Source organism: Tardiphaga sp. 866_E4_N1_4 (assembly GCF_052076075.1).
Taxonomy (GTDB): Bacteria; Pseudomonadota; Alphaproteobacteria; order Rhizobiales; family Xanthobacteraceae; genus Tardiphaga; species Tardiphaga robiniae.
In genome coordinates this window covers 2,136,909-2,162,993 of sequence record NZ_CP197242.1, presented here as the reverse complement: position 1 = coordinate 2,162,993, position 26,085 = coordinate 2,136,909, and the positions used below count along the sequence as shown (strand labels likewise).

General features: G+C 61.4%; 23 protein-coding genes. 10 read left to right on the top strand and 13 right to left on the bottom strand.

From position 1 onward, the window contains the following. Positions 1-89 precede the first annotated feature (89 nt). Both AB8B20_RS10720 and AB8B20_RS10715 read left to right on the top strand, forming a co-directional pair. Entirely contained in the window at positions 90-2,417 is a 2,328-nt protein-coding gene (locus AB8B20_RS10720; RefSeq protein WP_439072530.1) for a xanthine dehydrogenase family protein molybdopterin-binding subunit, read from the top strand. Between the two features lie 124 nt (positions 2,418-2,541). Further along, positions 2,542-3,609 (top strand): alcohol dehydrogenase, encoded by a 1,068-nt coding sequence (locus AB8B20_RS10715; protein WP_439072529.1) that lies wholly within the window; start codon positions 2,542-2,544, stop codon positions 3,607-3,609. Positions 3,610-3,676: 67 nt separating this feature from the next. Here AB8B20_RS10715 and AB8B20_RS10710 read toward each other — a convergent pair whose 3' ends face one another. The 3 genes from AB8B20_RS10710 to AB8B20_RS10700 form a co-directional block, all read right to left on the bottom strand. Then, the gene (locus tag AB8B20_RS10710; RefSeq protein WP_089265252.1) at positions 3,677-4,999 is read right to left on the bottom strand and encodes a dicarboxylate/amino acid:cation symporter; all 1,323 of its coding nucleotides are present in this window, start codon (positions 4,997-4,999) and stop codon (positions 3,677-3,679) included. 164 nt (positions 5,000-5,163) lie between these two features. Continuing rightward, entirely contained in the window at positions 5,164-5,535 is a 372-nt protein-coding gene (locus AB8B20_RS10705; protein ID WP_089265251.1) for a helix-turn-helix domain-containing protein, read from the bottom strand. Between the two features lie 619 nt (positions 5,536-6,154). Next, the gene (locus tag AB8B20_RS10700) at positions 6,155-7,411 is read right to left on the bottom strand and encodes a serine hydrolase domain-containing protein (protein WP_439072528.1); all 1,257 of its coding nucleotides are present in this window, start codon (positions 7,409-7,411) and stop codon (positions 6,155-6,157) included. Between the two features lie 152 nt (positions 7,412-7,563). Here AB8B20_RS10700 and AB8B20_RS10695 point away from each other — a divergent pair, with 152 nt between their 5' ends. After that, positions 7,564-8,475, top strand: coding sequence for an intradiol ring-cleavage dioxygenase (locus AB8B20_RS10695; protein ID WP_439072527.1), 912 nt, complete (start codon positions 7,564-7,566; stop codon positions 8,473-8,475). 27 nt (positions 8,476-8,502) lie between these two features. On the opposite strand, the gene AB8B20_RS10690 is transcribed toward AB8B20_RS10695, so the two are convergent. Further along, positions 8,503-9,018, bottom strand: coding sequence for a hypothetical protein (locus tag AB8B20_RS10690; protein WP_439072526.1), 516 nt, complete (start codon positions 9,016-9,018; stop codon positions 8,503-8,505). Between the two features lie 416 nt (positions 9,019-9,434). Here AB8B20_RS10690 and AB8B20_RS10685 point away from each other — a divergent pair, with 416 nt between their 5' ends. The 7 genes from AB8B20_RS10685 to AB8B20_RS10655 all read left to right on the top strand — a co-directional run bounded on the left by AB8B20_RS10685 (position 9,435) and on the right by AB8B20_RS10655 (position 17,429). Next, positions 9,435-10,742: a CmpA/NrtA family ABC transporter substrate-binding protein gene (locus tag AB8B20_RS10685; protein ID WP_439072525.1), complete on the top strand. Its 1,308-nt coding sequence runs from the start codon at positions 9,435-9,437 to the stop codon at positions 10,740-10,742. Between the two features lie 43 nt (positions 10,743-10,785). Beyond that, the gene (ntrB, locus tag AB8B20_RS10680) at positions 10,786-11,679 is read left to right on the top strand and encodes a nitrate ABC transporter permease (protein ID WP_439072523.1); all 894 of its coding nucleotides are present in this window, start codon (positions 10,786-10,788) and stop codon (positions 11,677-11,679) included. A gap of 12 nt (positions 11,680-11,691) precedes the next feature. Next, positions 11,692-12,486 (top strand): ABC transporter ATP-binding protein, encoded by a 795-nt coding sequence (locus AB8B20_RS10675; protein WP_089265245.1) that lies wholly within the window; start codon positions 11,692-11,694, stop codon positions 12,484-12,486. A gap of 74 nt (positions 12,487-12,560) precedes the next feature. After that, complete coding sequence (locus AB8B20_RS10670; protein WP_089265244.1) at positions 12,561-12,986, top strand: globin family protein; 426 nt, start codon at positions 12,561-12,563, stop codon at positions 12,984-12,986. Between the two features lie 85 nt (positions 12,987-13,071). Then, positions 13,072-13,497 carry a globin family protein gene (locus tag AB8B20_RS10665; RefSeq protein ID WP_439072522.1) on the top strand — a complete coding sequence of 142 codons (426 nt, stop codon included), beginning with the start codon at positions 13,072-13,074 and terminating at the stop codon, positions 13,495-13,497. A 9-nt stretch (positions 13,498-13,506) separates the two neighbouring features. Then, positions 13,507-14,724, top strand: a complete 1,218-nt coding sequence (locus tag AB8B20_RS10660; RefSeq protein ID WP_184518887.1) for an NAD(P)/FAD-dependent oxidoreductase — start codon at positions 13,507-13,509, stop codon at positions 14,722-14,724. After that, the gene (locus tag AB8B20_RS10655) at positions 14,724-17,429 is read left to right on the top strand and encodes a molybdopterin-dependent oxidoreductase (RefSeq protein ID WP_439072521.1); all 2,706 of its coding nucleotides are present in this window, start codon (positions 14,724-14,726) and stop codon (positions 17,427-17,429) included. Before AB8B20_RS10660 ends, AB8B20_RS10655 begins: the two co-directional genes overlap by 1 nt. 4 nt (positions 17,430-17,433) lie before the next feature. Here the strand turns inward: AB8B20_RS10655 and AB8B20_RS10650 are convergent, their stop codons facing one another. The 9 genes from AB8B20_RS10650 to AB8B20_RS10610 all read right to left on the bottom strand — a co-directional run bounded on the left by AB8B20_RS10650 (position 17,434) and on the right by AB8B20_RS10610 (position 26,036). Continuing rightward, the gene (locus AB8B20_RS10650) at positions 17,434-18,246 is read right to left on the bottom strand and encodes a carbohydrate ABC transporter permease (RefSeq protein WP_172980293.1); all 813 of its coding nucleotides are present in this window, start codon (positions 18,244-18,246) and stop codon (positions 17,434-17,436) included. A gap of 2 nt (positions 18,247-18,248) precedes the next feature. Continuing rightward, positions 18,249-19,208 (bottom strand): carbohydrate ABC transporter permease, encoded by a 960-nt coding sequence (locus tag AB8B20_RS10645; protein WP_439072520.1) that lies wholly within the window; start codon positions 19,206-19,208, stop codon positions 18,249-18,251. After that, positions 19,205-20,527, bottom strand: a complete 1,323-nt coding sequence (locus AB8B20_RS10640) for an ABC transporter substrate-binding protein (RefSeq protein ID WP_089265241.1) — start codon at positions 20,525-20,527, stop codon at positions 19,205-19,207. Before AB8B20_RS10640 ends, AB8B20_RS10645 begins: the two co-directional genes overlap by 4 nt. 239 nt (positions 20,528-20,766) lie before the next feature. Beyond that, entirely contained in the window at positions 20,767-21,192 is a 426-nt protein-coding gene (locus tag AB8B20_RS10635; RefSeq protein ID WP_439072519.1) for a helix-turn-helix domain-containing protein, read from the bottom strand. Next, positions 21,180-21,461, bottom strand: coding sequence for a type II toxin-antitoxin system HigB family toxin (locus AB8B20_RS10630; RefSeq protein WP_184518879.1), 282 nt, complete (start codon positions 21,459-21,461; stop codon positions 21,180-21,182). The genes AB8B20_RS10635 and AB8B20_RS10630 overlap by 13 nt, the downstream gene beginning before the upstream one ends. A gap of 55 nt (positions 21,462-21,516) precedes the next feature. Beyond that, the gene (locus tag AB8B20_RS10625) at positions 21,517-22,302 is read right to left on the bottom strand and encodes an IclR family transcriptional regulator (RefSeq protein ID WP_068735508.1); all 786 of its coding nucleotides are present in this window, start codon (positions 22,300-22,302) and stop codon (positions 21,517-21,519) included. A gap of 27 nt (positions 22,303-22,329) precedes the next feature. Beyond that, positions 22,330-23,097 (bottom strand): SDR family NAD(P)-dependent oxidoreductase, encoded by a 768-nt coding sequence (locus AB8B20_RS10620; RefSeq protein WP_439072518.1) that lies wholly within the window; start codon positions 23,095-23,097, stop codon positions 22,330-22,332. After that, positions 23,097-24,824, bottom strand: coding sequence for an FAD-dependent oxidoreductase (locus tag AB8B20_RS10615; protein ID WP_439072516.1), 1,728 nt, complete (start codon positions 24,822-24,824; stop codon positions 23,097-23,099). Before AB8B20_RS10615 ends, AB8B20_RS10620 begins: the two co-directional genes overlap by 1 nt. A 6-nt stretch (positions 24,825-24,830) precedes the next feature. Continuing rightward, positions 24,831-26,036, bottom strand: a complete 1,206-nt coding sequence (locus tag AB8B20_RS10610) for an ABC transporter substrate-binding protein (protein ID WP_439072514.1) — start codon at positions 26,034-26,036, stop codon at positions 24,831-24,833. Between the last annotated feature and the right edge of the window lie 49 nt (positions 26,037-26,085).

Below are 26,085 nucleotides of genomic sequence, written 5' to 3'. Positions count from 1 at the left end.
CTTGTGCGGCTGGCCTGTTGGCTCACGCGGTCTTTCTGGGCTAGAAACCATACAGCCCGCCCGTAAGGCTCGCCATTGAAGGACGTCTGATGAACATTCTGCCCGGCAATCTGCGCTTCGGCGCCGGTCTTTCTCCCAAGCGCCTTGAAGATCAAAGACTTCTCACCGGGCAGGGCAAATTCATCGACGACAGACCGGAAGACGGCGCGCTGTGGCTGCATCTGCTGCGCTCGCCGCATGCCCATGCGAAGATCACCGCCATCGACGTCACCGCCGCGAAGGCGATGCCCGGTGTCGAGGCGATCTATACCGGCGCGGATCTCGTGGCCGACGATGTCGGCACGCTGCCGACGCTGCCGATCTTCAAGCGTCCCGACGGCTCGGCGGCGACCTTTCCGCCGCGCCGGCTGCTCGCGCATGAAGTCGTGCGGTTCGCTGGCGAAGCGGTGGCGGCGATCGTCGCCACGTCGCGCGCCGCTGCCCAGCTCGCGGCCGAGGCGATCGACATCAGCTATAACGTCCTGCCTGCGGTGGTCGATCCCGTCGAGGCGATGAAGCCCGGTGCGGCGGTGGTCTGGCCGGATGCACCGGACAATATCGTTGCGGCCACCAGCTATGGCGATCCTGCCAAGGTGGAGGCTGCTTTTGCCGCTGCCAAGCATACGGTGTCGCTGGATATCGTGAGTCAGCGTCTCGTGCCATCGGCCATGGAGCCGCGCTCGACCATCGCTGAAGTCGACAAGAAGTCCGGCAAGCTGACCCTGTACGTGCAGTCGCAGACCCCGGCATCGACCCGCGATATCCTTGCCGACGCGGTGCTCAAGCGTCCGAAGGAATCGATCCGCGTGGTGGTGGGCGATATCGGCGGCGGGTTCGGCCAGAAGACGAGCCTGTATCCCGAAGACGGCGTCGTCGCCTATGTAGCCGTGAAGCTGAACAAGACGATCCGCTGGCGCGGCGATCGTACCGACGAATTTGTCGGCGGGACGCATGGTCGCGATCTGACGTCGACGGCAGAACTCGCGCTCGATGCCAAGGGTCGGATCTTGGCCTATCGCGTCCGTTCGATCGGCGGCACCGGTGCCTATATGTCGGCCACCGCTGTCATCATTCCGCTGGTGCTGGGGCCGTTCGTGCAGACCGGCGTCTACGACCTGCAGAACGTGCATTACGACATCAAGGCGGTCATCACGAACACCGCACCCGTGGGCGCCTATCGTGGTGCCGGGCGTCCGGAAGCCGTTTTCATCATCGAGCGTTTGATGGACGCCGCCGCACGGCAGATGGGCATGGACCCGCGCGCGATCCGCAAGGTCAACTACATCAAGCCGACGCAATTTCCCTATAAGAACGCCGTTGGCCAGACCTATGACAGTGGCGCCTTCGCGCACATGCTCGACCGTGCCACCGAACTGTCGGATTGGGACGGCTTCGCCGCGCGCAAGAAGGCGGCGAAGAAGAAAGGCCTGCTCTACGGCCGCGGGCTCACCAGCTATATCGAATGGACCGGCGGTCCGGGCACCACGGAGAAGGTTCGCCTGCGCGCCACGGCCAATGGCCGCGTCATCCTGCATTCCGGCACCATGGCGATGGGGCAGGGCCTGCAGACCGCCTATTCGCAGCTCGTCTCTGAAGCGCTTGGCATTGGCATCGACAAGATCGATGTGATCCAGGGCGATACCGACGTCATCGTCGGCATGGGCAGTGTCGGTTCGCGTTCGCTGTTCGTTGGCGGCACTGCCGCGGTGGTGTCGGCCGCCGACATGATCGCCAAGGCGCGCGAGAAGGCGGCCAACATGCTCGAAGCTTCGGTGGAGGACATCGAGTATTCCGCGGGTTTCCTCACCGTCGTCGGCACCGACAAGCGCGTTGGCCTGTTCGAGATCGCGAAAGCCGAAGACGGCGAACAGCTCAGCGTCGAGTCGACCGGCGTGGCGGACGGCCCGACCTGGCCGAACGGAACGCATATCTGCGAGGTCGAGATCGATCCGGAGACCGGCATCACCAATGTCGTTCGCTACACCACGGTCGACGATGTCGGCGTGGCGGTGAATCCGATGCTGGTGACCGGCCAGATCCACGGCGGCGTGGCGCAGGGCATCGGCCAAGCGCTGTTCGAGAACGTTCATTACGACGAGGATGGCCAGCTCATCACCGCCAGCTATCAGGATTACTGCATTCCGCGCGCGGGTGACCTGCCACCTCTGTCAGTGACATTGGATGGTTCGGCACCCTGCGTCACCAACCCGATCGGCTCGAAGGGCTGCGGAGAATCCGGCGCGATCGGTGGTCCGCCCTGCATCGTCAATGGCGTGCTGGATGCTCTGCAACCACTGGGCATCACGCAGCTCAATACGCCGCTGTCGCCCATCAAGGTTTGGGAAGCAATCAGGAGCGCAAGCGCAGCGCATGGCTGAGACCCTGCAGGATGGGTAGAGCGTCGTCGCGAAACCCATCATGATCGGGTTCTATGCGATGGGTTTCGCTTCGCTCTACCCATCTTGCGGATAACAAGAAACTTCAACCGGGAGAGAAAACACAATGAAGAGCTTCAAGGTTCTCGAATTCAACGAACCGCTCGGCGAGGTCGACGAGCAGACCCCGCAGCCGACCGGCACGCAGGTGCTGATCCGCGTGAAGGCTGCGGGCGTCTGCCATAGCGACCTGCACATCTGGGAAGGCGGCTATGAACTCGGCCACGGCCGCAAGAAGCTGTCGCTGAAGGACCGCGGCATCACGCTGCCGCGCACCATGGGTCACGAGACCGTCGGCGAAGTCATTGCCTTTGGTCCGGATGCGCAGCAGGAAGCCGGCGGCGTCAAGATTGGCGATATCGCATTGGCCTATCCATGGATCGGCTGCGGCAAATGTGTGGTCTGTCTTGCCGGTGATGAGAATCTCTGTCTTGCGCCGCGCTGCCTCGGCGTGCATTGCGATGGTGGCTATTCGGATCACCTCCTGGTGCCGCATCCGCGCTACTTGATCGACCTCAAGGGCATGGATCCGGTCATCGCCGCGCCCTACGCCTGCTCGGGCGTCACGACCTATAGCGCGCTGAAGAAGATCGAGAGCGATCTCGGCAATCCGATCGTGATCTTCGGGGCCGGTGGCCTCGGCCTGATGGCGCTTGAACTGTTGAAGGCGATGGGCGGCAAGGGCGCCATCGTTGTCGATATCGATGCGCGAAAGCGCGAGGCGGCGATCAAGGCCGGCGCTCTGGCGGCCGTGGACGGCAATGCGCCCGACGCGCTTGAGCAGCTTGCCAAGGCCGCCGGTCAGCCGATCCTGTCGGTGATCGATCTGGTCGGCACTCCGTCGACGACGCAGCTCGGCTTCGACGTGCTCTCCAAGGGCGGCAAGCTGATCATGGTCGGCCTGTTCGGTGGCGGCGCCACCTGGGCGCTGCCGCTGATCGCCATGAAGGCGCTGACCATCCAGGGCAGCTATGTCGGCAATCTCCGCGAGACCAAGGAACTGCTGGAGCTGGTGCGCACCAAGAAGGTGCAGCCGATCCCGACGAGCCCGATGCCGCTTGCAAAGGCCAATGCGGCGCTGAACGATCTGAAAGACGGCAAGCTGGTCGGCCGCGCGATCCTCACGCCGGCGTAGGGTTGAAGCATTCGTTCTGACACCGAGAAGCGGCCTTCGGGCCGCTTCTTTTTTGCCTCGAAGGCAATTAGCCGGCCGTCACGTCCACGAGCTCTTCGCCATCCAACACACGCTTCGCCTTGGCATGGTCGAGATCGCCTTCCCATGCACCGACCACGACGGTGGCAACGCAGTTGCCGATCAGGTTGCCGAGCGCGCGGGCCATGCCGATGAACCAGTCTACCGACAGCACCAGCACGAGACCGATGGCGGGAATGCTCGGCACGGCATTCAGCGTCGCGGCAAGGATCACGATCGCTGAGCCCGGTACGCCGTGGGCGCCCTTCGACGTCACCAGCGAGACGCCCAGCACCAGCATGAGGTCGCCGAAGGACAGCGGTGTATTCGTGGCCTGCGCGATGAACACGACGGCCAGCGTCAGATAGATCGAGAATGCATCGAGGTTGAACGAGTATCCGGTCGGGATCACGAGGCCGACCACGTTGTCCTTGACGCCGAGCCGTTCGAGTTTGCGCATGACCTGGGGCAGCACTGCATCCGATGACGCGGTGGCGAGCACGATGGTGAGTTCTTCGCGCAGATAGTTCAGGAATTTGATGATGTTCAGCCCGGCCAGCGCCATCACGCCGCCGAGTACGCCGAAGACGAAGATCGCGACCGAGACATAGAACAGCACCACCAGCGAGACGAGTTGCTTCAGCGATCCGACACCGTAGCGTCCGACCGTATAGGCGACAGCGCCGAGCACGCCGATCGGGGCGAGGCGAACGATCAGTCCCATGGCGCGGAACAGAACGGTCGATACGGCTTCGATGAAGCTCGAAATCCGCTCGCCCTTCTCGCCACCGACCAGCGCCAGGCTGGTGCCGAACAGGATGGCGAAGAACAGCACCTGCAGGACGTCGTTGCGCGCCAGAGCGTCGAACGAGGTGGTCGGAATGATGTTGAGCAGGAAACTACCGATGCCGCCGCCCTGCAGCTTGTGAGCGTTGTCTGCGACCGTCGTGAGTGCCTTGCCGTCGAGCGAGGCCGGATTGATGTTCATGCCGTGGCCCGGGCCGAACAGATAGGCCAGCACCAGGCCGACAACGAGCGCCAGCGTGGTCATGGCCTCGAAATAGATCAGCGCCTTGACCCCAACCCTGCCGACCTTCTTGAGGTCGCCGGCACCCGCAATGCCATGCACCACCACACAGAACACGATGGGGGCCACAATCATGGAGATGAGTTTGAGGAAGGCGTCGCTGAAGACCTTCAGGCCGACCGCGAAGTCCGGCACGGCGATGCCAAGGACGATGCCGAGCAGCAGGGCGACAAGCACCTGCACGAAGAGCGACTGATAGAGAGGCTTGCGGATTGGTTCGACGGCGGTAATCGTAGCTGTAGACATGGTTCGCTCCCCCTGAGGTTCACGAATATTCCAGCAACAACTGTGCCACCGCTAGGTGCAGATGCGTAAAGTCTCGCCGCGGTTACGGCGAGTTCTTTTCGTGTCGAGGGGGGATTGAAATCGAGCCGATCAGCGGCCGGGTCGCTCCGGCGGCCATGCGACGATTACTTTTCTTCGTCGGCGATCGCTTCCATCAGGACGACCATCTGGCGCTGGACCGTCTGGCTCTTGATGCGGCTGTAAGCACGAAGCAAGCGGAGGCTGAAAGCGCTATCGAGGAATAGCAAGCTTTCCACTTCGCGGCTCTTGCCATCGCCATCGTAGAAGAAGGTGACCGGCACATCGAGCGCCGTCGCAATCTGCTGAAGACGCGCAGCGCCAACGCGATTGACACCCTTTTCGTACTTCTGAACCTGCTGGAAGCTGACGCCCAGCTTTTCGCCTAAATCCGCCTGCGAAATTTTCTGCTCAACACGACGCAGACGGATCCTCTTGCCCATCTCAATGTCGGGTTTGCCGGCGCTACGTTGCTTCATTCGTCACCATTCAGTTTGTTTGAATAAGGGAGTTTGGTTTTATTTTCTTGTTAGAGCTTCTTAGCCCGAGAGCCCTTAAAGCTAACTTTCAAAGGCATCTCTGTTATACACATCGTCATGACGATTGGGATGGCTGAAATCGTCGCGATACTCGAATTGATCGACACGTAATCGCGAGGGTCATCCAATCGTACAAAAAACCTTGCGGTATTCTGTTGCTACTTCGCATTGCTTGCAAAACTTCCAACGAATACCGGAACTCAACTTTCTATCGATACGGGCCTTGCAGCGGAAGCGAAAGTACAAGTTGGTCATCATGCTATACACATGTGACTTGCCTGACGCACGCAGGATAACTGAGAGTCGTTCGCATTCGTAAGCTGCAAATCTCTGGCATGCAGCATTCCATGCGATTTCCAGCTGCAATTTCGCACTTTACGATCTCCTGTGTAGCACCGACGTAATATCACAATTCCGTGGGTGGTTGTTGCTACGTCCCATGCGCACCGGAAGTTTCATTCCAAATTCTCACTGAGAGAGAATTTCATTTGATTCGTGCTGAGCGCGATGTGCCCGCTGGCGCGCACCGACTGAGCAATATTGATCATACCGTTCGTTACTAAACATTGCTGTCGGTAATCGCGGAGTAGATCATGGTACGCAGCTCGCGCCGAACCGGATAAGCGCTCGATGGCAACAGCTGCGTCATGAAGATTGCGATCAGCTGTTCAGCCGGGTCTATCCAGAACACCGTGCTCGCCGCGCCGCCCCATCCATACTCACCGGCGCTGCCGGGGATCATGGTCTTGACCGGATTCATCATCACCGAAAATCCAAGTCCGAAGCCGACGCCGGCATAGCTCGTTTCGCTGAACATCGACGTCGACATGTCGGCGACGTAGGCCCCGCCGGGCAGATGATTGTTGGTCATCAGCGCGATCGTCTTCGGAGCGAGCAGGCGCACGTCGCCGAGCGCACCGCCATTGAGCAGGGCGCGACAGAAGGTGAGATAGTCCGCGGCGGTGGAGCATAGGCCGCCGCCGCCGGAAATCATCTTAGGCGGCGACAGGAATGAACTCGTCGCGGGATCGTCCTGAAGAACAAAGCCGCCCTTGCCGTCGGCGGCGTAGCAGGCGGCGAAGCGATGCGCCTTGTCGGAAGGCACAAAGAAGCTGGTGTCAGTCATGCCGAGCGGATTGAAGATGCGCTCCTGCAGAAATTGTTCGAACGGTTTCCCGCCGATCTTCTCGATGAGATAGCCGACCACATCGGTCGAGACCGAATAATTCCACGCGTCGCCTGGCGAGAACTCCAGAGGGATTTTGGCGAGATCTGAAATCATTGACGCCAGCGTACCGGATTTCTCGACCTCGCCGATCTTGAGCGCACGATAGGCGGCATCGACATTGGTACGTTGCTGGAATCCGTAAGTGAGTCCGGATGTGTGACGCAGCAGGTCGACGATCTGCATCGGACGGGCCGGTGGCTTCGTCAGGAATGGTGCCGTCACGCCAGCCTGAAATACGCCGAGATTTGCCCATTCGGGAATATATTTATGAACGGGTTCATCGAGCGCGACACGTCCTTCCTCCACAAGCATCATGAAGGCGACTGTCGTGATCGGCTTGGTCATCGAATAGATGCGGAAGATCGTATCGTCCTTGACGGGGGCTTTGCGCTCCACATCGGCAAAGCCCTGCGCCGTGCTATGCGCGATCTCGCCGCGGCGATAGACGAGCAGCCGTGTGCCGGGAAAGCGGCCCGCATCGATATAGCGCTGTTTGAGATGCGCTTCGACGCGGGCCAGTGCCATGGTCGACATGCCGACCTGTTCGGGTGACGCAGACGAAGGGCTCAGGCTTTGGGACGACGGCATTGCAACATCACTCCGATGTGTGGACGCGGTTCATTTCTATTGATGAAAATCAGCGGTTGTCCATATGGGTTTGTAGCGCGGCGAGCTTACGTGAAGCTCTGTTTGGTGTATCCTTAAAGATGTAATCGCGTCGCGTTGCTCAGGATGGAATTATGACCCAATTCAATGACACTGAACTCACTGCGGCGGTGATCCATAGCTTTGACAAGACGCCCGATCCGCGCACGAGATTTCTGCTGCAAGAACTCGTGAAGTCTTTGCACGACTATGTCCGCAGAACTGATCTCACCTTCGGTGAATGGGAAGTGGCGATCGACTTCCTAACCCGCACGGGCCAGAAATGCACGCCGATCCGGCAGGAGTTCATCTTGCTCTCTGACGTGCTGGGCGTCTCGATGCTGGTCGATGCCGTCAACCACAGGGAGCGTGAGGGGGCCACACAGACGACGGTGCTCGGACCGTTCTATGTCGGCGAGCATCCCGTCATGGCGCATGGTGCCGATATCTCTCCGGGCCTCACGGGGGAGCGCATGTTCGTGCAGAGCCGCGTCACCGATCTCGATGGCAAGCCGCTGGCCGGCGTGCCGGTCGATATCTGGCATGCCGATGATGACGGTTTCTACGACTCGCAGAAAGCCAGCTATGCCACGCAGGGCCCGTCGTCGCGTGCGCGCTTCATCACCGACAGCGATGGCCGGCTGTTTTTCCGAACCATTCTGCCCTGCAGCTATCCGATCCCGACCGACGGTCCGGCCGGAGATCTTGTGCTGAAGACGGGACGCCATCCGATGCGTCCGGCGCATGTGCATTTCCTAGTCGCCGCGCCCGGTTATGAGCCGCTGATTACCCACGTCTTCATCGAGGGTGACGAATATCTCGACTCCGATGTCGTGTTCGGCGTGAAGGACGATCTGATCGCCACCGTCGAGAAGCGCAGCGATGCCTTTATGCCTGATGGTCAGCCTGCCACGGGGCCGTGGCATCTGATGACCTATAATTTCCGGATGAAGCCGGGCGAGGGCACGGTGCCGCAGCCGATGATGCCGGAAAAGGCCGAGGCGTAAGCGATCTCGGCCGTCTGCTATCTGCGATCAGGTCGCGCTCCAGTCGCGTTGCGAGAGTTCCTGCAGCGACTCCAGGAAGAACTGATCGAACAGGAACGGTGCGTCGCCGTGTGCGGCCGATGGCGCGATGAGGGTGACCATGCCTAACAGCGCATGGCCGAGTTCGCCGATGCACTCGGCAAAGGCCTCGAGCCCGCTGCGATCAGAACTCTCGACGACTGCGTGGAGTGCGCCTTTGGTTTGTGCGATCTGTAGATCTATATCGTCGACGGCGCGATCGAGGGCATCGATATCGACATCCACAGTGACAGTGTTGTCTTTGGTCGGTATCAGCGCGTCCTCAAGGGCGCTCTTTCGGAACATATGAAGTTGCCGTGAGACATCCTCGAAATGACCGAACGCTGCCGCCGCATTCGCTTCGAGATCGCTTTTGCCCTGAGACAGGATCGCCGCCGCGGAGACCACGGTCGCCGCCTTCAGGGTGCTCATCACCTTCCGGAGCGATGCGAGGGCAGGTTCGGTGATCACCGGAATGGTCGGCATGAAGCGGTCCGTTCGTTAGAAATTGGACCCGGTTGATAGCACCGATCCGCGGGTCGGCACGCCGACGAAGTCGGCAAAATAATACCTCGCAATTCGCTGCCTATTCCGCGTGCGTCGCACAATAAATGAGCGTCCCGCAAATTTTCGATGCGCGTGGTTCTCCGCGCTGGTCTTGTTGCCTTTAGGTAAGTGACTGCAATTTATCGAAATTTCCGTCAGGCAGCGGTTGGCATGAACTTTGAATAGTTCTTAGCGACGCCATTGTAGCCGTCACAATCAATCACCAGCCAGCATTGCCATCATGGGGCCTCCCCCAGACGCGCCGCTATGTCCGTACGCCTTCGACCGAGGTGCGCAGTGACGAGGGGCCAATGACGGTGCAGGCGATCCGAGGCGCGAAAGGACGACAGCAGCACATGACGAAGTCAGAGACCAACAAGCCGGGCCGCAAGATCAGCCGCCGTCAGCTTCTGAAAGCCGGCGCGGGAACCGCTGCCTTGCTCGCGGCGGCCAAGCTCAACTTCCCCGCCGGGACGTTCGCACAGGGGGCTGGTCCTGAAGTGAAGGGCGCCAAGCTCGGCTTCATCGCACTGACCGATGCGGCGCCGCTGTTTATCGCCAAGGAGAAGGGCATCTTCGCCAAATACGGACTGCCGGACACAGAAGTCTTGAAGCAGGCGTCGTGGGGCACCACGCGCGATAACCTCGTCCTCGGCTCCGAAGGCAATGGTATCGATGGCGCGCATATCCTGACGCCGATGCCGTACCTGATCTCGTCCGGCAAGGTGACGCAGAACAACGTGCCGACGCCGATGTATATTCTGGCGCGCCTCAACCTGAACGGCCAGAGCATCTCGGTCGGCAAGGAATATGCGGATCTCAAGATCGGTCTCGACACCAAGCCGTTCAAGGATGCGATCGACAAGAAGAAAGCCTCCGGCAAGTCCGTGAAGGCCGCGATGACTTTCCCAGGCGGTACCCACGATCTCTGGATTCGATACTGGCTCGCTGCCGGCGGCATCGATCCCGACAAGGACATCGAAACCATCGTGGTGCCGCCGCCGCAGATGGTCGCCAACATGAAGGTTGGCACCATGGATTGCTTCTGCGTCTGCGAGCCATGGAATCTGCAGCTCATCCACCAGAACATCGGCTACACCGCGCTGACCACCGGCGAACTCTGGAACAAGCATCCCGAGAAGTCGCTCGGCATGCGCGCCGCCTGGGTCGACAAGAATCCGAAGGCTGCCAAGGCGCTGCTGATGGCCGTCATGGAAGCGCAACAGTTCTGCGAGAAGGCCGAGAACCGCGACGAGGTTGCCGCCATCAATGCCAAGCGCCAGTGGATCAACTGCCCTGTGGAAGACGTCACCGACCGCGTCAAAGGCAAGTTTGATTACGGCACCGGTCGCGTGGTCGAGAACTCGCCGCATATCATGAAGTTCTGGGACGACTTCGCCTCCTATCCCTATCAGAGCCACGATCTCTGGTTCATGACCGAAGACATTCGTTGGGGCAAATACGAAGCGGGCTTCGACAGCAAGGCGCTGATCGCGAAGGTCAATCGCGAAGACCTCTGGAAGGAAGCCGCCAAGGAGATGGGCGCTGCGCTGCCGACCTCGACCTCGCGCGGCAAGGAGACCTTCTTCGATGGCAAGGTGTTCGATCCCGAGAACCCCGCCGCCTATCTGAAATCGCTCGCCATCAAGCGCGTCGAAGTCTGAGATCGACTAACGCGGGCTGGCTGACATGACGGAGATCAGTGCGATGAACATGCAAGTTATCAAGACCGAGCCGGCAACGGCACTGGCGAAGCCGCCGGTGGCCAGCGTCGCACTGGCTCCGAAACAAGCGCCGAACTACGACAAGTACATCAAGTCAGCCAAGGACGTGGCAGCGCGCGTGATCCCGCCGCTGGTCGTCTTTGCGCTGCTGATGGTGTTCTGGGAGCTCGTGTGCCGGCGCGCGGGGTCGACCCTGCCGCCACCATCCAAGGTCTATCAGGACACCAAGGAACTGATCTTCGATCCGTTCTTCGATCGCGGTGGCATCGACAAGGGCCTGTTCTGGCATCTGTCGGCCAGCTTGCAGCGCGTCGCCCTCGGCTACTCGCTGGCGGCCGTGGTTGGCATCGCGCTTGGCACGCTGGTCGGTCAATCGGTCTGGGCGATGCGCGGCCTCGATCCGATCTTCCAGGTGCTGCGCACGATCCCGCCGCTGGCATGGCTGCCGCTGGCGTTGGCTGCGTTTCGCGATGGCCAGCCTTCCGCGATCTTCGTGATCTTCATCACCTCGATCTGGCCGATCATCATCAATACCGCTGTCGGCATCCGCAACATCCCGCAGGACTACCGGAACGTTGCCGCGGTGGTGCAGCTCAATCCGGTGGAGTTTTTCTGGAAGGTCATGCTCCCCTCCGCTGCGCCTTATATCTTCACGGGCCTGCGTATCGGCATCGGCCTGTCCTGGCTCGCCATCATCGCGGCTGAAATGCTGATCGGCGGCGTCGGCATCGGCTTCTTCATCTGGGACGCCTGGAATTCCAGCCATATCAGCGAGATCATTCTCTCGCTGTTCTATGTCGGCATCATCGGCTTCGTGCTCGATCGCATGATCGCGGGCCTCGGTAAGCTCGTCACCCACGGCACTTCGGTCTCTTAAGGGGAACATGTCATGAAGGCATATCTGAAGCTCGACCACGTCGACAAGGTGTTCACCCGCGGTAAGGTCTCGTCCGAAGTATTGAAGGACATCAACCTCAGCCTCGGCAAGGGTGAGTATATCTCGATCATCGGCCATTCCGGTTGCGGCAAGTCGACGATGCTCAACATCATCGCCGGCCTGACGCGCGCAACGATGGGCGGCGTGATCCTTGAGGATCGCGAAGTCAATTCGCCCGGCCCCGATCGCGCCGTGGTGTTCCAGAACCACAGCCTGCTGCCGTGGCTGACGGTTTATCAGAACGTCCGTCTTGGCGTGGACAAGGTGTTCGCCAAGACCAAGTCCCGCGCCGAGCGCGACGAATGGACAATGCACAATCTCAATCTCGTGCAGATGACCCATGCCAAGGACAAGCGCCCCTCGGAAATCTCCGGCGGCATGAAGCAGCGCGTCGGCATTGCCCGTGCGCTCGCGATGGAGCCGAAGGTGCTGCTGCTCGACGAGCCGTTCGGTGCATTGGACGCGCTGACCCGCGCGCATCTGCAGGACTCGGTGATGGCGCTGCATCAGAAGCTCGGCAACACCATTGTCATGATCACCCATGACGTGGACGAGGCCGTGCTGCTGTCGGACCGCATCGTGATGATGACCAACGGGCCATCAGCGACCATCGGCGAAGTGCTCGATGTGCCGCTCGCACGACCGCGTCAGCGTCTCGAACTGGCGAGTAACCCGGTCTATCTCGACTGCCGCAAGCGCGTGCTCGAATTCCTGTATGAGCGCCACAAGTTCGTCGAAGCCGCGTAAGCATCTCGTTACCTCTTGACTTCCGAGGATAAACCGAATGAATGCGGCTCAGACTTTCCGGATAGCTGCAAATCATGAGTCGTTCGATAGGCCTGACGCGCGAAGAAATCATGCGCGTGCAATCGTCATTCGATCAGATGTGGCCGAACTCCTCGGTCATGGTGGATCTGTTTTATGCGCGGCTGTTCGAGACATTGCCGGAAACGCGCCCGCTGTTTCGCGGCGACATGGCGCAGCTCAAGCACAAGTTCATCGCAACGCTTGCGGTGATCGTCGGCAGTCTCGACAATATCACAGGTCTGTTGTCGGTGATCGGCAAGCTCGCGAAAGACCATGTGCATTATGGCGTGGAAGCCGCGCACTACGAGTCTGTCGGCGAGGCACTGTTCTGGAGTCTGGGGCAGGGGCTTGGCGAGCGCTGGACGCCCGAGGTCGAAGCCTCGTGGCACAAGGTCTACAATTTCCTGGCGGCGCGCATGATTTCTGCGGCCTATCACTAGAACCACATCGCATTTTATCGCGCGCTGAACATTTGCTCACGCGGCGCGACACACAAGCTCACCTTCCACTCCAAGGAGAGTTAGCATGAATGCGTCCGACGTCGCTCTGGTTCAGGATAGTTTCAAGAAAGTCGCGCCGATTTCCGATGTGGCTGCGGAATTGTTCTACGGTCGTCTCTTCGAGGTTGCCCCGCAAGTGAAGCCGATGTTTCGCGGTGACATGAAGGAGCAGGGTCGCAAATTGATGGCGACGCTTGGTGTCGTCGTCACGGGCCTGACGCGGCTCGAAACTGTACTGCCTGCAGCGAGCGCGCTTGCCAAACAGCACGTGGCCTATGGCGTAAAGGCCGAACATTATCCGATCGTCGGCGGTGCGCTGCTGTGGACCCTGGAGAAGGGCCTCGGCGACGCATGGACGCCCGAACTCGCCGCAGCCTGGGCCGCAGCCTATGGCACGCTGTCCGGCTACATGATTTCTGAAGCCTACGGCACAGCGCAGGCGGCCGAGTAAGGATATGACGTGAGCGAGCCGCTGGTCATCATTGGTAACGGAATGGCAGCGGCTCGGCTCGTGGACGAGCTGGCGAAATGCGCGCTCGGTCGATACGCCATCGCCGTCATCGGAGACGAACCGCGGCTCGCCTACAATCGCGTCTTGCTGTCGTCGGTATTGGCGGGTGAGGCGACATCCCAGGAGATCGAGCTGAAGCCCGCTGCCTGGTGGCGCGACCGCGGCGTCACGCTGAAATACGGCGCAACGGCGACGGCCATCGATATGGCCGCGCGCGAGGTCACGACATCCACCGGCAAACATGTGCCGTTCTCAAAACTCGTCATCGCCACCGGTTCATCTGCACTGCGGCTGCCGGTGCCCGGTGGTGATCTCAAGGGCGTGCATGTGTTCCGCGACAGCCGCGACGTGGACCTGCTGCTCGAACTCGCCGCGCAGAAGAAGCGTGTCGTCGTGGTCGGTGGCGGCCTGCTTGGTCTCGAAGCTGCCTATGGTCTCGCCAAGGCGGGCGCTGACGTCACGCTGATCCATCTGATGGACCGGCTGATGGAACGCCAGCTCGATGCACCTGCAGCGAACCTCCTGAAAACGCTGGTCGAGCGGAAGGGCGTCAGGATTTTGCTCAATGCCAATACGGCGCGTATTCATGGCAGCGATTGTGTCGAGAGCGTCGAACTGGCCGATGGGCGCACGCTTGATGCGGATGCGGTGATCTTTGCGGCCGGTATCCGGCCCAACACGTCGCTCGCCAAGGAAGCGGAAATCCCGGTCAATCGCGGCATTGTCGTCAACGACCAGATGGCAACCGGCACCGACAACGTCTTCGCACTCGGCGAATGCGCCGAGCATCGCGGCACCTGCTATGGCCTCGTCGAACCCGCTTACGAACAGGCCAGGGTTTTGGCGCGCCATCTCGCGGGCAAGGCCGCTGCTTATACGGGCAGTGTGCTCTCTACCAATCTCAAGGTCTCCGGCGTCAGCGTTTTCTCCGCTGGAGATTTCATGGCGGGCGAAGGCAGCGAGACGCTGCTGCTCAACGATGTCCGCCGTGGCACCTATAAGAAGCTGGTGATCGCAGATGGCGCGCTCACGGGCGCCGTGCTGGTCGGCGATACGCAGGATGCGTTGTGGTATCTCGAACTGATCCGCAGTGGCGCTGATATTTCCGATATCCGCGCCGAGATGATGTTCGGCCGCGCACTTGCCGTCCGCGCGGAGGCGGCGTGATGAACGCGGTTGATCCGCATTTGCACGCCACGCGCACGACATGCCCTTACTGCGGCGTCGGTTGCGGCGTGCTGGCGACGCCGGACGGCAACGGCGGCGCAGCGATTGCGGGCGATTCCGCGCATCCCGCCAATCTCGGGCGGCTCTGCTCGAAGGGATCGGCACTCGGCGAAACGCTGAGCCTCGACGAGCGTCTGCTGCATCCGATGATGCGGGGCGACGACGGCGAGATGGTGCAGGTCGCCTGGAGCGATGCGCTGGATCATATCGCCGAAGGATTTCAGAAGGTCGCCGCCGAACATGGCCCCGGTGCCGTAGCCTTTTATCTCTCCGGCCAACTGCTGACCGAGGATTACTACGTCGCCAACAAGCTGATGAAGGGCTTTCTCGGCAGTGCCAATGTCGATACCAATTCGCGGCTCTGCATGGCCTCATCCGTGGTTGGCCACAAGCGTGCGTTTGGCGCCGATACGGTGCCGGGGTGCTACGAGGACCTCGACCAGGCAGATCTGCTGGTGCTGGTCGGCTCCAATGCCGCCTGGTGCCATCCGGTGCTGTATCAGCGCATGCTGGCCAACAAGCAGACGCGGGGCGCACGGATCGTCGTGATCGATCCACGCCGCACCGACACGGTCGGCGATGATGATCTGTTTCTCGGCCTGAAGCCCGGCACTGATACCGCGTTGTTCAGCGGGCTGTTCGCCTATCTCGCCGATAATGGGGCGCTCGATCGCAGCTATATCGATGAGCATACGTCAGGCTTTGACGACGCGCTGGCGCGGGCTAGAACCATCGCCGGCAGCGTGGCGGCGACAGCAAAGGCGACCGGACTCGACGAGATCGATGTCGCGACCTTCTTCCAGATGTTCAAGGCGACGCCGCGTGTGGTCACGCTGTATTCGCAGGGCGTGAATCAGTCGGCGCAGGGCACCGACAAGGTCAATGCGATCCTCAACTGCCATCTGGCCACCGGCCGCATCGGTAAGACCGGCGCGTCGCCGTTCTCGCTGACCGGCCAGCCGAATGCCATGGGCGGCCGCGAGGTTGGCGGCCTCGCCAACCAGCTCGCAGCCCATATGGGCTTCACGCCTGTCGATATCGACCGTGTGCGCCGGTTCTGGAAGGCTCCGCATATCGCCACCCATGAAGGCCTCAAGGCTGTGCAGATGTTCGAAGCCATCGGCCGTGGCGAGATCAAGGCGTTGTGGGTGATGGGCACCAATCCCGCGGTGTCGCTCCCGGACGCCGATGCCGTACGCGCGGCGCTGAGCAAGCTCGATCTGTTCGTGGTGTCGGAGAATGTGCGCTCCAATGACACCGTGAATGCCGGTGCGCATGTGTTGCTGCCCGCACTGGCCTGGGGCGAGAAGTCCGGCACGGTGACCAATTCCGAACGCCGCGTGTCGCGGCAGCGCTCGTTCCTCCGCGCGCCTGGCGAGGCGCGACCGGACTGGTGGGCGCTGAGCGAAGTCGCCAAGCGCCTGGGTTATGGCGCGTCATTTGCCTACACGTCGGCCGCCGAGATTTTTCGCGAGCACGCGGCCCTTTCGGCCTTCGAGAACAACGGCCATCGCGACTTCGATATCGGCGGATTGATGAAGGTCTCGGACGAGGCCTTCGACACCATGGCCCCGGTGCAATGGCCGGTGCGTCAGGGCACGACGAAGCCGCAGGCGCGCTTCTTCGCCGACGGCCAATTCTACGCCAATGACCGGCGCGCGCGTTTCATCGCGCCGGAGGCGCCGGAGCTGCGCACGCAGGTGTCGATCGAGCGCCCGCTACGTTTGAACACTGGCCGCGTTCGCGATCAGTGGCACACGATGACGCGCACGGGCCTCAGCCCGCGGCTCGGCCAGCATATTCCGGAGCCCTTCGTCGAGATCCATCCGGACGATGCCGCGACGTTCGCCATCGTCGATGGCGGCCATGCGCGGCTGACGACCGACTATGGCGAATGCGTGCTCAAAGTTATTGTCAGCGAGCGCCAGCAGCGCGGCATGCTGTTCGCGCCAATCCACTGGAACGACGAGACCGCGGGCTTCGCGCGTGTCGGTGGACTTGTCGCGCCGATCACCGACCCGTTCTCCGGTCAGCCCGAGAACAAGGCCACGCCGGTGGCGATCGCACCTGCGGTGTTTGCACAGCGTGGCTTCGTGCTGTCGCGTAGTCCGCTGGAGATGCCATTCGGCGTGCAATGGGCGCGCGTCGCAGTCACGGGCGGCGTCGGCTATCTGCTCTCGGACAATACCGATGTCGAGACCTGGCAGAACTGGCTGAAGCCGTTGCTGGGCGATGATGCCGCTGAGTATGAAGATATCGGTCGTGGCGTTTATCGTGCTGTGTCGTTCAAGGATGACGGGATCGAGATCTGTCTGTTCATCGGCCCGACGGAGGGGGCGCTCTCCTGGGACGCCGTGAAGGAATTGTTCGCCGCCGAGACCGTGAGCGACGACCAGCGCCGCATGCTGCTCTCCGGAAAGTCCGCCGATGGTGCTGCGAGTGCAGGGCCCATCGTCTGCGCCTGTTTCGGCGTCGGCCGCAACACCATCTGCGATGCCATTGCAGCCGGTGCGGGGACAGCGGCGGAGATCGGTGCGACGCTCAAGGCCGGCACCAATTGCGGCTCATGCATTCCGGAGCTCAAGCGCCTGATCGGAGCGAGCGAAACGGCGCCGGATGAGCAGCGCAAGGTTGCTGCAAGTTAACTCGTCACTTCACCGCGCCCGCGGTCAGTCCCGCCACAATCTGCCTTTGTGCAAACATCGTCAGCAGCAGCACCGGCAGTGTCACGATCAGGGCGGCCGCCGCCAGCGGCCCCCAGCTCAACTGATCGAATGAGATCATGTTGTAGACCGCGACCGGCAGTGTCCGCGTTTCCCGTCCCGCCAGCACGATGCCGAACACGAAATTGTTCCAGGAGAAGATCACCGAGAGGATGAAGGCAACGGCGATGCCGGAGCGCGCGATCGGCAGGGCGACGTGGCGGAACACCTGCCAGCGGGTGGCGCCGTCGATGATGGCGGATTCTTCGAGCTCCATCGGCGTCGTCTCGAAATAGCCGATCATGATCCAGATCACGATCGGCACGGTGACCACGAGATGGATGATGATCTGCGGCCACAGCGTGCCGAGCAAGCCAAGCCACTGGAACAGCAGGAATAGCGGGATCAGATAGGACAGGCCGGGGGTGATGCGCGCGATCAGGATCACGATGGCCGATTTGCGCGCGCGCATGCGTGCGATCCCGTAACCGGCAGGCACGCCGATGATGAGAGCGAACAAGGTCGCCGAGCCGGTGACGATCAGCGTGTTGAAGAAATAGGTCATGAACCGCTTGGATTCGATGACGGCAGCGTAATTGCCCCAATTGATGCGGTCGGGGATGAAGACCGGCGGATAGGAGGCGTTGTCGATCTCGAATTTCAGCGATAGCGACAGCATCCAGAGGAAGAACAACACCGCCGGCGAGACGATGACGATGAAGGCGAAGGTCAGGCCGAGTTTGTTGAGAAAGTCCCGCATGATCAGGCACTGCCTCCGGCTTCGTTCCAGTGGGTGCGCTGACGCAGATGCAAGAGAGCACCGGCGAGGGCGACGATAAGCGCGAAGAATACGACCACGATCGCGGAGGCGTAGCCGACGTCGTAATAGACGAAAGCGACGCTGTAGAGATACAGGTTGATGGTTTCCGAGGCGCTGCCGGGGCCGCCTTGCGTGATCGCGAAGATGATGTCGAAACTCTTCACGGCGTCGATCATGCGGATCATCGCCGCGATGAACAGGAACGGCATGATCATCGGCAGCGAGATGTAGCGGAAGGTCTGCCACGGTGTCGCGCCGTCGATCTGGGCGCTTTCATAGGGCTCGGTCGGAATGGCGCTGAGGCCGCCGAGCACGATCAGCATGACCAGCGGCGTCCATTGCCACGTTTCCACAAGCACCAGCGACGGGATTGCGGTGGCGGGATGGAACACCCAGAGCGATGGCGGCAGGCCGAACAGCGACAGCAGATAGTTCAAAACGCCGAGCTGCGGGTGGAACATCATCGTCCACACCAACGCGATAGCGACCGGCGTTGCCATCATCGGCAGGATGAAGAGCCCGCGGAAGAAGCCGCGCAGCGGAAACTTGTTGTTGAAGATCACCGCCGCCAGCGTGCCAAGGATCAGCGGCAGCGCGACCGATAGCGCCGTATAGACCAGGGTGTGCCCCACGGATTCCACAAAACGCGCATCGCTCGGCAATCTGAGATAATTGGCGAAGCCGACGAAGGTCGGCGCTTGGCCGACCTTCCATTCGTGCAGGCTCATCCAGATCGTATAGACCCACGGGAAGATGATGACCGCCATGACGACGATCATCGCTGGGATCACGAACGGCCAATAGGAAATTGGCCGCCACTCGTTCTTTTGCGCAGTCGCCGTTTCGACCGCGACCGTTGCGGTCGTTTTGGCGGCTGCCTTTCCCGCTGTCAGTTCGCTCACGATTTTTCGCTGCGCTCCAGAATCGGCCGGAACTGTTCGTGGGCTTTCTTCAGCTCGGTGGCCGGATCTGCTCCTGCCAAAGTCGCAGTCACAGCGGCGCCGACAAGGTCGCGGAATTCGGCGACAGGAACGATGACCGGAAGGCCGAGCTTGCTGATCTTGGCCGAGGCGATCACCGAATCCAGCCATTCCTGGTTCTTCACGCCCTTGCGCACCGTCTCGTCATTGAGGATCGAGTTGCGGAACGGCACGCCGCCACCGCTCTGCAACAGCCGGGCGCCCATGGTCTTCGACACCGCCCATTGGCAATAGAGATAGGCGGCTTCCTTCTTGGTCGAGGTTTTGGCGATGCCGATGCCGTCGCCATAGGCGGCGGAGAATTGCCCCTTCGGCCCGGCCGGCACGACGGTGTAGCCGATCTTGCCCACCACGCGCGACGCATTGGGATCCTCGATCGGCGGTGCCCAGCCGACGCCGTCGATCCACATGGCCGCGCGGCCCTGCGTCAGCGACGCCATCGACTCCATCCAGTTGAAACCGGCGACGCCCGGAGGTGCCGTCTTGGTGAGGAGGCGCTGATACATCTTGGTCGCTTCGATCGCCTCGGGCCCATCGGTCAGGATATTGCCCTTGGCATCGAGGAACTCGCCGCCATAGTTCAGGAAGAAGTTGGTCCACAGCGTCATGTTGGCGTTGCGTAAGCCCCGGCCGGTGAAGCCGTAGATGCCGTTGGCGGGATCGTTGAGCTTCTCGGCGGCGGCTGCCATCTCATCCATGGTCTTCGGAACCGCGACGCCCTTCTTCGCGAACATCTCCTTGTTGTAGTACAGGATGAAATAGTCGACCGACCACGGCAGCGAGTGCATCTCGCCCTTGTCGTTCTGGGCGAATTGCAGGCCGCCGGCGGAGAAGTCTTCCACTTTCAGGTCCGGCGCGGTCAGGTTCGGATCCTTCATGAATCCGGTGAGATCGGCGAGCCAGCCGGCCTTTTCGAACTGGCGCTTCTGGACGTGGTAGCTGACATGCACGACGTCGAAGCTAGGCTTGCCGGAGGTGAGCTCGATCACTGCCTTCTGGCGCTGCTGTTGCTCGGGGATCACTTCGGATTCGACCTTGATGCCGGTCAATTCCGTGAATTCGGAGGCGTATTTCTGCAGCAGCTCGCCGCGCGGACCCTTGATCAGATTGGCTTCAATCGTGGTGCCTGCATATTTCTTCCAGGCGGGATCGGCGAAAGCTGGAATGCCGGTGAGGCCAAGCGCGCTGGTGGCGAGCGCCCCCTGCACAAAGGCACGACGTGTCGGGCCGTAAAGAGCCATGTGTCATCCTCCCTCGAGCCGCCTTGACCGGCGGTGATTTTATGGTCGCTCCCCGTGGACCGGAGATGCGCCTAAAGGGATCGTAACACGATGGACTGGGGCGACAAGGCCACGCGTCGGGTTGTCAGACAACTTTGCACCCGTTGTCCTCGCCGGCTTGACCTGCGTTCCCGGTCGGCACCGACGCGCTGGCTCAAGGCAGGGTGGTGACGGCGAGGCCGGACGTGATACCTCAGTCGTTAGACGAATGCCTGCGGTCCAACGCCAAAACGCTCGGATAGGAGCCTGATCTGACGCACATTCAGGTCACGTTTCCCACTGAGGATTTCTGACACAACGCCCTGGCTTCCAACTTCGGGCAAGTCGCCCTGGCTGAGGCCGTGCTGATCCATCAGAAAACGCAACATGTCGGCTGGCGATATTGTTTTGGGCGAAGAATGCGCGTCTTCATAATCGGCAATCAGTTCGCCGAGGAGGCTAACGAGTGCCGACAGCGGATTGCTCTCATCGGCGCCGCCTGCATCGAGGAGTGCATTCATCGCAGCCGTCGCTGTCTTGTAGGCACGCTTTGATCTGATGGTTTGAAGCGGAATGCGCGCTGAAATGGCGCTCAGATGCTCGGCGAGATCATCGACGTCCGCACGGGTCAGCGTCATGGTTTCCATGCGTCGTACTCCTTGTGTGTGAACACGTGCCTGACATACAGGCGTTGTTTATCGAAATGGATGGCGGCAACGATCCGGAATTTATTGCCCCCGATATCGAAAACGTAATATGGGCCGACACGATCGATGGCGTTAAAAGTCGCCTTCATCTCAGCGAAATTCTTGAATAAGCGCGATTCCACGATCTTGCGCCACGCCTGCAGCGGTATCGATGCCGCGGAATGCGTGGCGGAGAAGCTCACCAATGCGCTGTTTGAGATAACCCGCATGCAGCTCCTCAATATCTCAAATTGAGATATTTTGCAAGGCCGTCTGCTGCGCTGCTCAGTCCTTGACGTCGCGGCCGAGGCGGCGGGAGATTGCATTGGTGCAATCGAGCAGAGCCTTGGCGATCGGGCTGTTCCAGTTGACGTCGAAGGTGCCCACCGCGCCCATGGCGGTCACGGCCAGAACCACCGCGCCGCTATGATCGAACACCGGTGCGGAGAAGGCATTGACGCCGCGCAGGGGTTCGCCAACGGCGCGGGCCAACCCGCGCGTGCGAATGTCGGCGAGGATCTTGTCGATGGCCGGGCCTTTTATCTTCCGGTTCGGGTCGTAGCCGATCGAGAGCCGATCGAGATCCTCGGTGAGCGCGGCATTGATGGTTGCGGGTGGCATGAATGCCGCGAATATCCGCCCTGTCGCGGTTTCGAGCAACGATACCGTGGAGCCCACGCGCATGGCGATATGTACGGGATGACTGGGCTCCTCCATGCGCACTACGGTGGGTCCATGGGTACCCCAGATCGCCAGCGAGACGGCGTGGTCGATGGTACCGGCCAATGCCGTGATGGCCGGCGTTGCGACGCGAACCGCCGACAGGCGCCGCAGCGTGACGATGCCGAGTTCGAGGGCGAGTGCACCAAATTCATAGCGCCCGGTGGACGGGTCCTGCTCGATCAGGCCGATACGGGAGAAGCTGGCAAGATAGGGATGCGCCTTGGCCGGTGACATTCCGGCCTCGCGGGCCAGATCCCGCAGCATCATCGGTTCCCCATTGCGCACCAGCGCTTGCAGCAATTCACCTCCGACCTCGATCGATTGAATGCCGCGACTCTCTTTAGCCATGCTTGCCCCAAACCAGTGCCGCAGACACTACACGGCCAGGAAGCCTCCATCCACTGGCAAGGTCACGCCCGTGACATAGGACGCCATGGGGGAGGCGAGGAAGACCACGGGGCCGATCAGCTCATCGGGCTGGCCAACGCGCCCCAGTGGCGTGCGACCGAGGAAGCCGGCCAGCCGCGCGGGATCGTTGCGCGTCGCTTCGGTCATCGCCGTCTCGATCACGCCCGGCGCAATGGCGTTGACGCGCACGCCGTCTTTGGCAACTTCGCGCGCCAGCGCTTGCGTCAGAAGCTTCACGCCGCCCTTGGAGGGCGAATAGCCGAGCGTATCGGCGACCCCGACGAAAGAGGCGATGGAAGCAAGATTGATCACGCTGCCACGCCGGGCGCGCAAGGCCGGCAGGAAGGCATGGGTGACGTTAAACACGCCGTTGAGGTTGACGTCGAGCACGCGCCGCCAGTTCTCAACCGCGCGCTCGGAGTCGATGCCCTCGCGAATGATGATGCCGGCATTATTGATCAAGCTCGAAATGTCGCCGGCACTCGCTTTGACGGTCTGTGCGAGCTGTCGGCAGGCATCGACATCCGTGACGTCGAGATGGTGATGCCACGATCGCCGCCCTGTGGCCGCAATATCGCTCGCGGTGCGCGCAGCGCCATCGCGGTCGATGTCGGTCACAACGACATCGGCGCCATGTGCAGCCAGACCCAGCGCAATCGCGCGACCGTTGCCAGCGGCAGCGCCGGTGACAAGCGCCAATTGACCCTTCAGCAGATCGGGTGCGAAGCTGGCCATCATGCCGCCTTTACCGGTATGCCGGCGAGGTGGCGGCCGGCGATATAGCCGAAGGTGAGCGCGGGGCCGAGCGTGATACCGGCGCCGGGATAATTACCGCCCATGATGCTCGCCATATCATTGCCGGCCGCATAGAGGCCGTTGATCACCTGACCGCCGGCATCGAGCGCGCGTGCCTGCGCATCGGTCCTGATGCCGGCATAAGTGCCGAGATCGCCGATCACCATCTTGATGGCATAGAACGGCCCCTGTTCGATCGGTGCAACGCAGGGGTTCGGCCCATGATTGGCGTCGCCCTGATAGCGATTATAGGCGCGTGAGCCCTTGCCATAGGCGGGATCGCGGCCTTCGGCGGCGGTGTTGTTGAATTGCGCGACAGTGGTGACAAAGCTGCCAGCGTCGATGCCGGCCTTGCCCGCGAGTTCCTCGAGCGTATTACCTTTGATGAGATAACCGGAATTCAGATACTGGCCGATCGGCATCGGGAATGGCGGCACGGCGCCGAGCCCATATTGCCGCAGCGCGCGATGATCGCAGACGAGCCAGGCCGCGATCTCCTCGCCGGGCTTCGCTGCCTTCATCATCTGCTGGACGAAGGCGTGATAGGAATTGCCTTCATTGGCGAAGCGGGCGCCGTCGCGCATCACGGCGATCACGCCTGGTTTGGCGCGGTCGATGAAGTGCGGCATCACACCCTTGCTACCGTCCTTGCGATGGGTGACCGAGACCGGCACCCAGGCAGCGGCATTCGGCAATGAATCCTCGACACGGCCGCCCACGGACTCGGCAAGACGAAGACCGTCGCCGGTATTGCCGGTCGGGCCGGGCGAATAGTGCTCTCGGCCGGTCGGCGCATGCGGAAACATCGCCTTGCGCCGTTCGATGTCGTGCGGGAAGCCGCCGCATGCGAGCACCACGCCGCGGCGTGCAAAGATGCGGATGCGCTTGCCGTTGCGCTCGACGATGGCACCGCGGACCGCCCCATTCTCGATGATCAGTTCGCGCACCGGCGATGACAGCCAGAGCGGGATCTTGAGGTCGAAGGCGGATTTGGCGAGCCGGCCGGCGAGTGCGTTGCCGTTGGTCAGCGTCATGCCGCGGCCATAGCGCAGCACATTCATGAAGTGCTTCGAGAGCCGCTTGGCCACATAGATCGCCGAGGTCAGCGACTTCGTCGCGCGCATGAAATGGATGATGTCCTTGCCGGAGCCAAGCATGATTCCGAACACCGTCAGTTCGGGCAGGGGCGCGCCGATATCTTTGATATGTTCGCCGAGCTCACGCCCGTCGAACGGCCGGGCCACCATGGAACGGCCGCCCTGTTTGCCGCCGGGCGCTTCGGCGTCGTAGTCGGGAAAAGTCAGCGGCATGTCGAAGCGCACCGCCGTCTTGCTTGTGAAGAAATCAATCGCTTCGGGCCCTGCGGCGAGAAACGCATCGACGCGTGCGGCGTCGTAACTGTTGCCGGCCTCGTGGCGCAGATAGGTGCGCGCCTCGTCAGGGCCTTCATTGATGCCCCAGGCGCGCGCCAGCGATGTGCCGGGAATCCAGAGCCAGCCGCCGGAGCGCGCGGTCGTGCCACCGAACCGCGGCTCCTTTTCGACGATCAGGACATCGAGCCCGCTATGTTTGGCGGTAATCGCAGCCGACATGCCGGAGCAGCCGGAGCCGGCGACCAACACGTCGCATTCATAGAGCTCGATATTCGCTTTGGGATCAGCAGCCATGAGACCTTACTTCTTCAGCAATGGGCATTTCGATTCAGAGATGGGCCGGAACGCGTCATCGCCCTTCACGGTCTTGACGATGTCCAGATAGTCCCAAGGCTCCTTGGACTCCGATGGCTTCTTGACGCGGGCCAGATACATGTCGCGGATGACGCGGCCGTCCTCGCGCAGCTTGCCGCCATGCACGAAGGTGTCCTCGATGGGCAGTTCGCGCATCTTGGCCATCACCTTGGCCGGATCGTCGGTGCCGGCAGCCTTGATGGCCTGGAGATAGTGCAGCACCGAGCCATAAACGCCGGTCTGGATCATGGTCGGCATCACCTTGGTGCGGTCGAAGAACTTCTTCGACCAGGCGCGCGTCTTGTCGTCCATGTTCCAGTAGGACGCGGTTGTCAGGTATGTGCCCTGAGCCGCTTCCAGCCCGATGGCATGCACGTCCGTGTCGAACATCAACAGGCCGACCAGTTTCTGTCCGCCCTTGACGAGACCGAACTCGCCGGACTGCTTGATCGAATTGTCAGTGTCCTGGCCGGCATTGGCGAAGGCGACGACTTCGGCCTTCGAGTTCTGCGCCTGCAGCGCAAAGGACGAGAAATCGGCGGTGTTGGTCGGATGGCGAACGCCGCCCAGCACCGTGCCGCCGCTCGCCTTGATGAAGCGCGTCGCGTCCTGTTCAAGCTGATTGCCGAAGGCGTAGTCGGCCGTGATGAAGAACCATGACTTTCCACCGCCGGCGACCACAGCAGAGGCCGTCACCTTCGCAAGCGCGTAGGTGTCGTAGGTGAAGTGGACCGTGTTGGGGCTGCACAGTTCATCCGTGAGCGTGCTTGCGCCGGGGCCGGACAGCAGTGCGATTTTGTTGCGGTCCTTCGCCAGATTATGAACCGCGATGGCGATGGCGGAGTTCGGGATATCGACAACGGCATCGACCTTGCCGGCGTCGAACCAGTTGCGCGCGATCTGGATGCCGACGTCAGACTTCATCTGATGATCGGCGCTGATGATCTCGATCGGTTTCCCTAGAACGGTCGGGCCGAATTCCTCGAGCGCCATCTTCGCGGCTTCAACCGATCCGGGGCCGCTGTTGTCGCGCCCCCAGCTTGAGAGATCGGTAAGGACGCCGATGCGAACGACGTCGTCGGAGACCTGAGCGGAGGCGGTGGATGTCCAAAGCGTGAGCGCGGCTGCGCACACCAGGAACTGGCGTGTCATGTGTTTCTCTCCCCAATGCGGCCTCGTGTCGGGCCATTCATTCTCTGTT

Coding starts and splice junctions, on each gene's coding strand:
- AB8B20_RS10720 (WP_439072530.1), top strand. CDS start 90: ATGAACATTCTGCCCGGCAATCTGCGCTTCGGCGCCGGTCTTTCTCCC.
- AB8B20_RS10715 (WP_439072529.1), top strand. CDS start 2,542: ATGAAGAGCTTCAAGGTTCTCGAATTCAACGAACCGCTCGGCGAGGTC.
- AB8B20_RS10710 (WP_089265252.1), bottom strand. CDS start 4,999: ATGTCTACAGCTACGATTACCGCCGTCGAACCAATCCGCAAGCCTCTC.
- AB8B20_RS10705 (WP_089265251.1), bottom strand. CDS start 5,535: ATGAAGCAACGTAGCGCCGGCAAACCCGACATTGAGATGGGCAAGAGG.
- AB8B20_RS10700 (WP_439072528.1), bottom strand. CDS start 7,411: ATGCCGTCGTCCCAAAGCCTGAGCCCTTCGTCTGCGTCACCCGAACAG.
- AB8B20_RS10695 (WP_439072527.1), top strand. CDS start 7,564: ATGACCCAATTCAATGACACTGAACTCACTGCGGCGGTGATCCATAGC.
- AB8B20_RS10690 (WP_439072526.1), bottom strand. CDS start 9,018: ATGCCGACCATTCCGGTGATCACCGAACCTGCCCTCGCATCGCTCCGG.
- AB8B20_RS10685 (WP_439072525.1), top strand. CDS start 9,435: ATGACGAAGTCAGAGACCAACAAGCCGGGCCGCAAGATCAGCCGCCGT.
- ntrB (WP_439072523.1), top strand. CDS start 10,786: ATGAACATGCAAGTTATCAAGACCGAGCCGGCAACGGCACTGGCGAAG.
- AB8B20_RS10675 (WP_089265245.1), top strand. CDS start 11,692: ATGAAGGCATATCTGAAGCTCGACCACGTCGACAAGGTGTTCACCCGC.
- AB8B20_RS10670 (WP_089265244.1), top strand. CDS start 12,561: ATGAGTCGTTCGATAGGCCTGACGCGCGAAGAAATCATGCGCGTGCAA.
- AB8B20_RS10665 (WP_439072522.1), top strand. CDS start 13,072: ATGAATGCGTCCGACGTCGCTCTGGTTCAGGATAGTTTCAAGAAAGTC.
- AB8B20_RS10655 (WP_439072521.1), top strand. CDS start 14,724: ATGAACGCGGTTGATCCGCATTTGCACGCCACGCGCACGACATGCCCT.
- AB8B20_RS10650 (WP_172980293.1), bottom strand. CDS start 18,246: ATGCGGGACTTTCTCAACAAACTCGGCCTGACCTTCGCCTTCATCGTC.
- AB8B20_RS10640 (WP_089265241.1), bottom strand. CDS start 20,527: ATGGCTCTTTACGGCCCGACACGTCGTGCCTTTGTGCAGGGGGCGCTC.
- AB8B20_RS10635 (WP_439072519.1), bottom strand. CDS start 21,192: ATGGAAACCATGACGCTGACCCGTGCGGACGTCGATGATCTCGCCGAG.
- AB8B20_RS10630 (WP_184518879.1), bottom strand. CDS start 21,461: ATGCGGGTTATCTCAAACAGCGCATTGGTGAGCTTCTCCGCCACGCAT.
- AB8B20_RS10625 (WP_068735508.1), bottom strand. CDS start 22,302: ATGGCTAAAGAGAGTCGCGGCATTCAATCGATCGAGGTCGGAGGTGAA.
- AB8B20_RS10620 (WP_439072518.1), bottom strand. CDS start 23,097: ATGGCCAGCTTCGCACCCGATCTGCTGAAGGGTCAATTGGCGCTTGTC.
- AB8B20_RS10615 (WP_439072516.1), bottom strand. CDS start 24,824: ATGGCTGCTGATCCCAAAGCGAATATCGAGCTCTATGAATGCGACGTG.
- AB8B20_RS10610 (WP_439072514.1), bottom strand. CDS start 26,036: ATGACACGCCAGTTCCTGGTGTGCGCAGCCGCGCTCACGCTTTGGACA.